Source organism: Ningiella algicola (assembly GCF_028401415.2).
Classification (GTDB): Bacteria; Pseudomonadota; Gammaproteobacteria; order Enterobacterales; family Alteromonadaceae; genus Glaciecola.
This window is the reverse complement of the sequence record NZ_CP171821.2, coordinates 2,218,531-2,229,408: the sequence shown is the minus strand read 5'-3', so window position 1 is coordinate 2,229,408 and position 10,878 is coordinate 2,218,531. Positions and strand designations below refer to the sequence as shown.

The 10,878-nt window shown below is 42.7% G+C and carries 4 protein-coding genes; 3 read left to right on the top strand and 1 reads right to left on the bottom strand.

Annotated elements, in window-relative coordinates:
* Window positions 1-27 precede the first annotated feature (27 nt).
* On the bottom strand, window positions 28-321 hold the full coding sequence (gene ftsB, locus PN836_RS09665; RefSeq protein WP_395345147.1) for a cell division protein FtsB: 294 nt from the start codon (window positions 319-321) through the stop codon (window positions 28-30).
* 352 nt (window positions 322-673) lie between these two features.
* On the opposite strand from ftsB, the gene PN836_RS09660 reads away from it, so the two are divergent.
* The 3 genes from PN836_RS09660 to putA all read left to right on the top strand — a co-directional run bounded on the left by PN836_RS09660 (window position 674) and on the right by putA (window position 10,855).
* A complete protein-coding gene (locus PN836_RS09660; RefSeq protein ID WP_395345145.1) occupies window positions 674-5,791 on the top strand; it encodes a hypothetical protein in 5,118 nt (1,705 codons plus the stop codon).
* 543 nt (window positions 5,792-6,334) lie between these two features.
* Window positions 6,335-6,781 carry a hypothetical protein gene (locus PN836_RS09655; RefSeq protein WP_395345143.1) on the top strand — a complete coding sequence of 149 codons (447 nt, stop codon included), beginning with the start codon at window positions 6,335-6,337 and terminating at the stop codon, window positions 6,779-6,781.
* A gap of 264 nt (window positions 6,782-7,045) precedes the next feature.
* Entirely contained in the window at window positions 7,046-10,855 is a 3,810-nt protein-coding gene (putA, locus tag PN836_RS09650; protein WP_395345141.1) for a bifunctional proline dehydrogenase/L-glutamate gamma-semialdehyde dehydrogenase PutA, read from the top strand.
* The last annotated feature ends 23 nt before the right edge of the window (window positions 10,856-10,878 follow it).

Genomic DNA, 10,878 nt, shown 5'->3' with positions numbered 1-10,878 from the left:
ATTGTGCGTGGGCGTTGACCGGTTCGACTATTGATTAACATTGCTTCGCGGTAGGATTCGATAAAACGTTTCACCTTCTTTAATCAATCCAAGCTCATGGCGCGCTCGCTCCTCCATAGAATCAATGCCCAGTTCGAGGTCAGTAATATCTGCTTTTACCAGCGCGTTTCGCTGTTTGAGATTAACGTTTTGCTGCTCTAATTCTGAGATTTGCGCCTGCATGCTTTGATAGTCCGCGATACTGTTCTTGCCGAACCAAAGCCGGGCTTGAAGAGCGGCTAAAAGCGCAATTAGCGTGACAGCTATCCATTTTGTTTTCATTGTAATTATCTTATGTATTTCATCTAACTTAATAGAAATGCAAATAAGCCGTTTAATAAGTACTTGACTGATCAGTACACTTTACTAACACAGCATCTAAAATTAACACAAAAGAAGGTTCGATCAAATCAGATGTTGAATCACTCAGCTTTTATTACTAACGTATATTACTAACGTAGTTTCGATTTACTTTACTTAGCTACTGTCTTGTGTCGAGCAGAGCTATCATGAGGTTTTAACGCTCGATGTCGCAAAAAAGTAACAATCACTTGTTCTTTTCACTTTTACATGTTAACTTTCTTCGAATAGTTATAGATAGTATGTACGACTTTTCAAGGGATAGCTACTTTTCATGGACGCTTTACAACGCTGTATACGAATAAGTTTCGTATTGTTGATCACATCATTCCCCGTTTCCGCTAGCACTAACAATGTTGAATCACTTACTATTAATCTCGGCGCAGAGGTTATGCAGATAGTCGAGTCTACCAATTTCAATGAAGATGTTGGAGTGTTTGGTTTTTCGGCTTCTACCAGCGACAACAATTATATAGCGAATGTTTATTTGTACTTTTCTGGCGACGATTCGATCAGACATGTTACGTCCACTGCGACAGGAATGTCCTCTGCTCATAGGTCGTATAATTTACAACTTTCTCCATCCGGTAAATACTTATACTTTTTGTCAAGTGCGAATGACCTAACTGACGTCGATATTGACAGTCCTCAATTGTTTGTATACGACATAGAAGCCGATTTACTATCTCTTGTTGTTAATAAAAGCGGAGAACGTCTTAATGAACCTGTTGATTGGCTCCATTCATCCTTCGCAAACGACTCTGAAGAAATATTCTTTGCATCTAGTGCCACCAACGCAACTTTAGACACAACGAGTCGCTCTCGCTCTTTATTTAAGTTTAACCCAGAACTGAATGACATCTCTTTGGTTTTCCGTGATTTTGATTATCGTAATGTGAGTATATCCTCTAACAACGATACTGGTGTTGCTGAAATTACTGAGTATAGTGGATATTGCGCAAGCGATTTGTTTTTGTTTTCAATAACTAATAGCACCGTTGAACGGTTGAACCTCAAGGTTCATGATGGCGTTACGGATGATTGTGTTCGAGATGAAACTGGTATTATTTCGAATGATGGGTCAAAAGTTGCACTGACTAGTCAAAGCGATAACTCTTTCCAAATATTCGAAATAGAAAGCGAAAAAGTGGAGTTGATAGAAAAACCTGATGTACTCTCTGGCACTCGTTTAGAGCTTCGCCAGTTCGATCAGACTAGCGGTGATATCATACTGGAGTATAATTCGTATAGAGGCATCGAAAGGGGTCTATATCGATTTAACATCGTCGATAAGCATTTACAGTTTTTAGCTGTCGACAATAATAGCGAGCGACTTTCTTGGGTGGGGTTTGGCAATAATCGCGCGTTTCCTAGTTCTGGAAGCAAAAAGCTTCTTTATTTTGGGAAAAACAATACTCGCATAAGCGGTACGGTATATTTGAGCAATCCTGATAATCTAGGCATTCCCATTCCTGCAGCTCCGGTTGGTTTGTCTATTACCAACAATAGAGTGGCGTCGGTTAGGCTTGATTGGAATTCTGATTCAGATGATACTTACATCTATACGATAGCGAGGAGAGCTTCCGGAGAAACTGATTATACATTGGTTGACACCACATATAATACTCATTATGTCGACGCCAGTGAAACTTTAGAAACGAGTGAATTGTATTCATATAAGATCGGCGCATGCAATGCGGCCATAGAGTGCGGCTTCTCAACAGCAGACGGTGGACAAGTTCTAGCGCCAGAAAAAGTTGTTGGTGTTTCGACTAGTATTATTACAAATGGTGACTACATTGTCTCATGGACGCCTGTTGACGATGTGGATACTTACAAAATTTCTTATTTAAGAGATTTCGAAGAGCATGAAGAATTCGCAAGCGCTTCCCACCCCCAATTTCGTTATCGGTCTTACCAAAGTTCGAAGCCAGCTCTATTAAAAGTCAGCGCTTGCAAAAATGGTTTATGCGGGCCATTCTCAGACCCAATGGTCATCGCTCCTCGTGGACGAGACATAGTTGCGTTACGCGGTTTATCGTACTTTATCGAAAGCGGAGGCCGCTATCGTCTATCTTGGCGGCCGCAGGATTACGCAGTCTATTACGAAGTGTTTTCTTCCGATTCAACAACAGATTTAAACAATCTCATTTTTCGCAGAAAAGTTTACAAAAATGAGTTTTTCGATACGGTTGTGGACATATCGCGCCCCGTTAGATATCAAGTTCGCGCATGTTATGAAAATGATAATTGTGGCAATTTCTCAAGTTTAACGACTAGTCCTATTTTTGACGAATCGTTTCAAAATATCATTCGTCCGCAGATTTCGGTGAATGCTGCCCCAGGATTTAATTCGATTTCTCTAAACCACGGAAAGAACTATGAAGCTTATTCACTTTACCGCCGAGTTTCAAGATTTAGTGATGGAGAGCTTATTGCCTCGTTCAATGTCGGAATCGGAGAGGATTTTGAGTTTCAAGATGAAACGATCCTTCCTGATGTCGAATATTTTTATTATGTAGAAGCTTGCATCAATGATAGGTGTAAACGGTCAGCGGATGAATCAGTTCGCAGTCTAGATGATTTTCTCAGTAATATCGGACGTGTGATTAGTTTAAGTGCGACAAACGGTGATTTTTCAAACGTAGTGAAGTTAACGTGGACTATAGAAGGGATTGCCGACAAAATTAAAATATTCAGAGATGGTAAGTTTCTAGCTGCCGTCAATACTGGTTCAGGTGAATATATAGATACGGAAATTGTTCAAGGCCTCGAGCACCTATATACAATAGTTCCGCAACTAAGTACTCATGGCGAAACTTTTGATGGCAAAATGAGCAGTTCAGCAATTGGGTCTACCAATTTTATTGGCGGCAGTGCTTATGAATTAGCACCTCCGTTACCATCTACAAATCTGGAACGATTTTTTGATAAAATACTGATTACTTGGCCTCATGTTCCTGGGACGACAGAGTATTTAGTAGAAACATCGTCATTTATTGATGGGACATTTACCGAGCATTCAAATACAAGCAACAACTACCTTTTTATTCGAAATTTAGCGCCAGGAGTAGAGCTATTCTTCAGAATAAAAAGCTGCGTGAATACATATTGTGGTTATTTCAGTAGCGTATTTAGAGGGGCGTCATCTGATGTGTATACTGTTCCGGAGAACTTCTCAGACATAACTGATATTTCTACGCAGTCTGATGGGAGTATTGCGGTAGAATTTTCCACTGTATCAGACGCTACCTATTATCAAATTATCCGGAGAGAAAGCCTTTTTGATTCTTACTCTTCAGAGTTTGAAGTTCACGAAAGCCCATTCATCGATACTAACGCTTCTGATTTTCGCGACTATTATTATGCGGTAGCTGCTTGCAATGCCTCTGGTTGCTCTTCGCGAAGTACATATCAAATGATAACTACCGGAGGAAAGGAAGCGACGTACGATACCACAAACGAGTATTACATTCAGTACGTCGGCGTTGACGAAGCATCTATTGACCTTTCTGTGCAATATTCAGCGCGGGCACCTTACCCGGAAAGGTTTGAAATATATCGTTCCAGTTCCTCAAATAGCGAAAAAGAACTAATACACACAGAAAGGTTCCCAGGTGGGTCAGAATCAATTGCGATCGGAGGAGACATTGCTTCGGTAGGCGATTACCTGTGGATACAAACATGCTTCCAAGATGGCACATGTGTTATGTCGAGACATTACTCCATCATTAACGCTCCGGAACCACCAGAGATAAGTGCGCCGATACCTTCAGCACCGATTGTTTCAGGTGGGGTAGCGGCTTTTAACGTACTATCTCATTGGGTTCCTGACAATACTCACTTGAGAGTTTATTATTCAAAAACACGAGAGGGCGAAAAAGTTTACGTAGGTCGTATCACGAATAATCGAAGCAATAGTCCTCGGTTTGATGTAGATGGCTTTCCATATTCCCAAGATATTGTTTATGTATGGCAGACTCAGTGTTTCAGGGGTGAGTGTTCAGATTTTTCTTCTGCGACAGAGGTGAACATTCATCCTGATCATGCAAATTCGATCAGCATCAACAGTACCGAACTCTGGAACGGAATAGATGTATTTAATCCTAATGGACACGAATTTAAGCAGAATATAACAACTATGCAATTCATGAATTTTGCAAGTGGCGGTAAATTTACTGGTGACATTACCGTCAGTTCGACTGAGTCTTGTGAGGTTATGAGCATTGCCCTTCAATTATCGGGCATATACGAAAGTCTTCCCATTTTTAGGGTTGTTCGAGGTGGTGATTGCAATGGTTATCTAGGTTTATCCGACCGCAGTAAATTCTACGTCATCGCTGCCAACGATATTGAAGAAGCGGTGCCAATACCGGTAAACGATATCAATGAACAAACTGTAGGTTTTTCTGTTGACATAGACTCAGAATATAATGTCAAAGTGAACGTCGCAGGCAATCTAACCGAGACATATTCGTATTCAAGTTTGAAAGTGTTTCGACCAGAGTTTGCAAAGATTACCGTTGAGCCCGGTTCACGTCGAGCATCTACTATCAACAGTTTTGAATACATTGCCTCATCAGTGTTTAATGAGTCACGTCCAAACCCACCAGAAGGTTACGCTAGTGATTGGGGTAACGTCATTAATTCTTATGTGTACCATTATGAATTAGAGGGTGCAGTAATTAGGAGACGTTATTTCAAAGAGGTAAGCGACGGTGTTTGGGTACTAGAAGCAACATTGCTTACCACAAATCACAGTGAGGAATACTACCCAGAGTCGACTGGGACGTATCTAGTCGACGTATCGGTTTGTAACGAAGAATGCTCTTCTTCGATTTTCGATAGCGTGTATATTTCCCAGAACATTACTAGGCCATCTGCAATGACGTTATCACAAGTAGGTGCGACTTCTAGTGTTAGAGTGGGGTGGAGTGCAGTAACCGAAGCAACGTATTATTTAATAAGGTACGGGGACTGGAATTCATTTAAGGAAGTCTCGTCAACTGATTTAAGTGTTACTTTAGAAAATATAACAGAAACAAGCCTAGATGTATCTGTTCGTGCTTGTAACGAGAGTATTTGTAGCTCGACCAGAAGCCGGACTATTTCAATGAGCCTTGATTCCGACGGCGATGGTTTATTTGACGCAGAGGAGCGTCAGATTGGTTCGGATCCATTCATCATGGATACTGACGGTGACGGTCTTTCAGATTTTGATGAAGTGCGCACTCATCGCACGAGCGCATTAGATGCTGATACTGACAGAGACGGGATCGATGACGCTTTAGAAATAGAAGCTGGAAGGGATCCACTAGCAAACGATGGTTGTATTGGTTATATGTGCGGAAGTAAACTTAGAGGTTGGAAGTTTGCTGAGCTAGTTCAATAAAGTGGTTTAATTAATAAGTTTTACGTCAGGAAAAGAGTAGCATTATGAATATAAAAAGAAGCACAATTAGCATCGGGATACGAAGCCTCATATTAACAGGATGTTTTTTCTCTACTATTAGCGCTGCCGAAACAGCATTGGTTCGAGGTAAAGTTACCAGTGTAATGCATGTCAATGACAATAGGTTTGGGTCGTGTATGGCTCATTTGAGTACGAATCCGGCAGATTTAGGTCTGGATTGCAATAGGTGGGTTTCTTTCAGTTGCTCGGGTGATTTCAATACCAAAGACGTGGGATATCGAATGTTTGATATGGCTCAGATGTCACTTGCATTGGACAAGCCTGCTGCATTTTTTGTAACTGATGCAAAAAAACATAATGGATATTGTACAGTAAACAGAATAGATATTAGCAAGTAAGCGGTAGCCAAATTTAATGAAGGCTACATTCATCAGTTTACGTACCATCGTTATTGTTATTGGTTCCTTAGTGTGCGTTTTTGCAGTTTATTTCTGCACTCATTGGTTCTCACATGAACGAAATATGAATGATAAATTTTCTACTGTAATGCATCCTACGGCATCAACACTATCTGAAAACACTTACAGTAAAAAGCAAAAAAAGGAAATCCAAGTCGCCGATAAGATAAACGTTGAATTAAATACATATGAAAAAAGCTACGCCGTCCACCAGAGGCAGTCAGAGACTAAACACATAGGTCAAATAATAGACCTTGAAGAATATGTTGATTTCGTTAATGCTGATTCAAAATTGAAATTTGTAGAAGATATTGGAGAAGATTTGAGTCATATAAGCTTATATGATAAGCACACACTAGAAGACACACCCGATTTGCCAGTTGTTATAGGGGACGATCTGAGTCTATTATCATCTGAAAAAGTTTTACAACTTACCGATGATAGAGATCGTACTTCTTCTATAAATATCGGAGAAGACTTAAGTGACAGTGATATCTACTCTTTTCAATAGTTGTAGAATGCAATGTTTTTAAGAGCTTGGAATTAGTTTAACGGACGAAAACATACAGTTACCGTAAGATATCAACTGCATTTCGACAGGTAAAGTAGACATAGCATTTCTACAAAATTCATCACTCAAAATATCTCCGTTCTTAACCTTGCTAGCAATTGGAGTGATTTCGATATAGAGTTGCGGTCTTTGGTTTGATAGGCATGTTTTGGCTGAAAAAATCGGCTTAAGCCAAGCCTTCTTTAGTCCAATTACGAGGTACCAATGCTGCTGCACAGCAATCTCTCTACAGAATCTCTCATTCGTCAAAAAATACGTGAGTTTTACCGAATCAATGAGGGGGAGGCGGTTGATCACATTCTGCCAGAAGCAGAGGTGAGCATGCGGGCGCGCAGCAGAGCTTGGGAGCGTGCTCGGAACATGGTACTGCGAATAAGGCGTGAGAATTCTGCACACGGTGGAGTGGATGCGCTGCTAAACGAATACTCGCTTTCTACCTCTGAAGGGGTGGTACTTATGTGTTTGGCAGAGGCTCTGCTGCGGGTGCCAGATAAAGCGACGCAGGATGAGCTTATTCGTGACAAACTGTCACAAGGAAAATGGGCACCCCATCTGGGTAACAGTGATTCAGTTTTTGTGAACGCATCTGCGTGGGGTTTGATGTTCACCGGTAACATGGTGACTTATGCCGACAAACGAAAACAAGAACAACTAGGTTTGCTGAAAAAGACCCTTGGCCGACTAGGTGAGCCAGTTATTCGCCGCGCTATGAACATTGCAATGAAAGTGATGGGCAAGCAGTTTGTCATGGGCGAAACGATTGAAGATGCACTTGAGCGCGCGCAAGAAAAAGAAAAGAAAGGCTATGTCTATTCATACGACATGCTTGGCGAAGGCGCGCGCACACAAGCCGATGCCCAGCGCTACTACGATTCTTATGTTCATGCCATTAAACGAATTGGCGAAGCGGCTAACAAGCGAGGCCCAATAAAAAGCCCAGGCATTTCAGTTAAGCTCTCAGCCATTCATCCTCACTTTGATTATCTTAAACATGAAACCGTACTTGAGGAAATTGCAGACAAGCTCAAAACCTTGTGTGTAATGGCAAGAGACTATGATATCGGGCTTACGGTCGATGCAGAAGAGTCGGAGCGCTTAGAACTTTCCCTAGACATCATTGAACGCGTGTTTAGAGATAAAGACCTGCAAGGCTGGACGGGTTTTGGCATGGCGGTGCAAGCTTACCAAAAGCGCGCAATTTTTGTGATTGAGTGGATTCGTGAGCTGACCCAGGACATTGGCCGAAGCATGATGGTGCGTTTAGTGAAAGGCGCGTATTGGGACAGTGAGATCAAACACACTCAGCAATTGGGAGTGGATGGCTTTCCTGTGTTTACGCGTAAATCGTCTACAGACGTGTCATATCACGCCTGTGCTAACCGATTGCTTGCTTATCGTGACAGTATTTACCCTCAGTTTGCCACACACAATGCATATTCGGCTTCTGTGATTCTGGAACTCGCGGGCGATGACAAAAACAATTTTGAGTTTCAATGCCTGCACGGCATGGGCGATACGCTTTATGACCAAATTGTTGAACAAGATAAGATACAGTGCCGAGTTTACGCACCGGTAGGCGAGCATGAAGATTTGCTCGCATATTTGGTTCGTCGTTTGCTGGAGAACGGCGCAAATTCCTCTTTTGTGAATGCCATTGTTGATGATGAGAAAGAGGTGGAAGAGCTGCTAGGAGACCCTGTAGAACGCACCCAGCGCCTGAGTAAACGAGAAAACGAGCATATCTGCCAGCCAGTATGGTTATATGGTGATGAGCGAAACAATAGTCGAGGCGTGGATCTTTATGACATCAACCAATTAATTAATTCAAAATTCAACTTAGATAAATGGTTTTCAGGTCATGCAGAGCAAATCGCTCAAATTGACAATAAAGAGAAGTTGGTTGAGGTTGTAAACCCCGCAAATTTTGATGAAACTGTGGGCTATCATCGTTACGACCAGAAAACAGATATTCAAAATAAGATAGAGGCGGCAGATAAGGCCTTTACAAAATGGTCAAACACAGCCGTTAAAGAGCGAGCTGATATCTTGCGAGCCACCGCAGACATTCTTGAGCGTCACATGGACGAGCTGGTGGGATACTGCATAAAAGAAGCAGGAAAAGTCCCACAAGACGGCATTGATGAAGTGCGTGAGGCGGTGGATTTTTGTCGTTACTATGCAGCGCAAGCGGAATCGTTAGATTCAAATGAACGCTTGGCGCCTAGGGGCGTTATTTTATGCATCAGCCCATGGAACTTTCCGTTAGCAATTTTTCTAGGTCAAGTTGCTGCAGCTATTGTAACCGGCAATACGGTGATTGCTAAACCTGCTGAACAAACGAGTTTAATCGCGAAACGTGCTATTGCGCTTATGCATTCTATAGGCTTACCGGAGGATGTGGTTCAACTCGTTATTGCAAAAGGGCCAGATGTGGGAGATGTGGCGCTTCCAGATGAGCGAATTCAAGGCGTCATGTTTACAGGTTCAACCGCAACAGGCACACTCATATCTCGAACGCTTGCTCAGCGAGGCACAGGCCAAGTGCCGCTTATTGGGGAAACCGGCGGACAAAATTGCATGATTGTGGATTCCACCGCGTTGCCCGAGCAAGTAGTTGATGATGTGATTACGTCTGGTTTTCAAAGCGCGGGACAGCGCTGTTCGGCCTTGCGCGTGCTGTTTGTGCAAGAAGATATTGCAGACACCATCACCGAAATGCTGATAGGCGCTTTAAAAACCCTTAAGGTTGGTGACCCTCAATGGCTGTCGACAGATGTGGGCCCGGTGATCGATCAAAAAGCACTTTCCTCACTTGAGGCACATGCGAAAGCCATGGCCGCCGACAAACGAGCAAAGCTGCTTTACCAATGCGAGCTCGATACCGCGTTAAACGGCAACTTTTTTGCACCTCGTTTATATGAAATTGACGGTATAGACACCCTTGATCGGGAAGTATTCGGCCCCTGCGTTCATATTGTTCGCTTTAAAGGCAAAGAACTCGATTCCGTCATACAGCAAATCAACGGTACCGGCTATGGTTTAACCATGGGAATTCACTCTCGCATAGAAGATAGAGCGCACGAGTTAGCCAAGCTATCCAATGCGGGAAATGTGTACATAAATCGAAATATGATTGGCGCAATTGTTGGGGTGCAGCCCTTTGGTGGTAGAGGCTTGTCGGGAACTGGACCTAAAGCCGGTGGGCCAAACTATTTACCGAGATTAATGGTAGAAAAGGCCACGCCCGATGCCGAAGCTATGACTGACGAGCTTACCGATGATCAAGCGCTTATCAGTCAAAAGCAAGACTATACTGACGTTGCGCACATGATGCAAAGTGCGATGAAAGTCGCTCAAGCATGGCGTTTAACATCGTTAACTTCTAGAATCTCTTGGGTGCGACAATTGCTGGCAAAAATTGCTACAGTAGAGATTGTTGATGAACTAGCCGACGATTTAAACAAAACGTTGGCAAGTGCCCGTGCTCAGCTTATCAGTATTGAGAAGCGCTTGAAAAAACCAAAGGTGCTGCCTGGGCCAACAGGCGAATCGAACACCCTACATTTAGAGCCACGCGGTATATTAGTGACCTTTGCGGATAAAGAAGTCACCTTTGAATATTGGGTATTGTCGATTGTGACCGCGCTTGCTACTGGAAATGTCGTCATTTCAGTGGTGTCTGAACTCTTCTTTGACGAAGCGACAGCATTTAAAAACAAACTGGAAACAACAGGCGCTCCCGACAATATTTTCCAAGTAGCCAAACTGCAGCATTTACAAGCATTAATTGAGCATTCGGCCTTATCTGGCGTGGTGATTGACAGTAGTACGTCTCGCGCCGCCGCCATCGCGCTGGCCTTATCTAAGCGAGAGGGGGCGATTTTGCCCATGATTACTGCCGAATATAATGACAATATGATCCAGCGCTTGGTAAGCGAAAAGACAATCTCGATAGACACAACGGCATCTGGCGGTAATACTTCGTTAATGACTTTGGATGATGAAGACGACTAAGCCTTAAAGTTTGTCAAAAGGTA

Coding starts and splice junctions, on each gene's coding strand:
- ftsB (WP_395345147.1), bottom strand. CDS start 321: ATGAAAACAAAATGGATAGCTGTCACGCTAATTGCGCTTTTAGCCGCT.
- PN836_RS09660 (WP_395345145.1), top strand. CDS start 674: ATGGACGCTTTACAACGCTGTATACGAATAAGTTTCGTATTGTTGATC.
- PN836_RS09655 (WP_395345143.1), top strand. CDS start 6,335: ATGAATGATAAATTTTCTACTGTAATGCATCCTACGGCATCAACACTA.
- putA (WP_395345141.1), top strand. CDS start 7,046: ATGCTGCTGCACAGCAATCTCTCTACAGAATCTCTCATTCGTCAAAAA.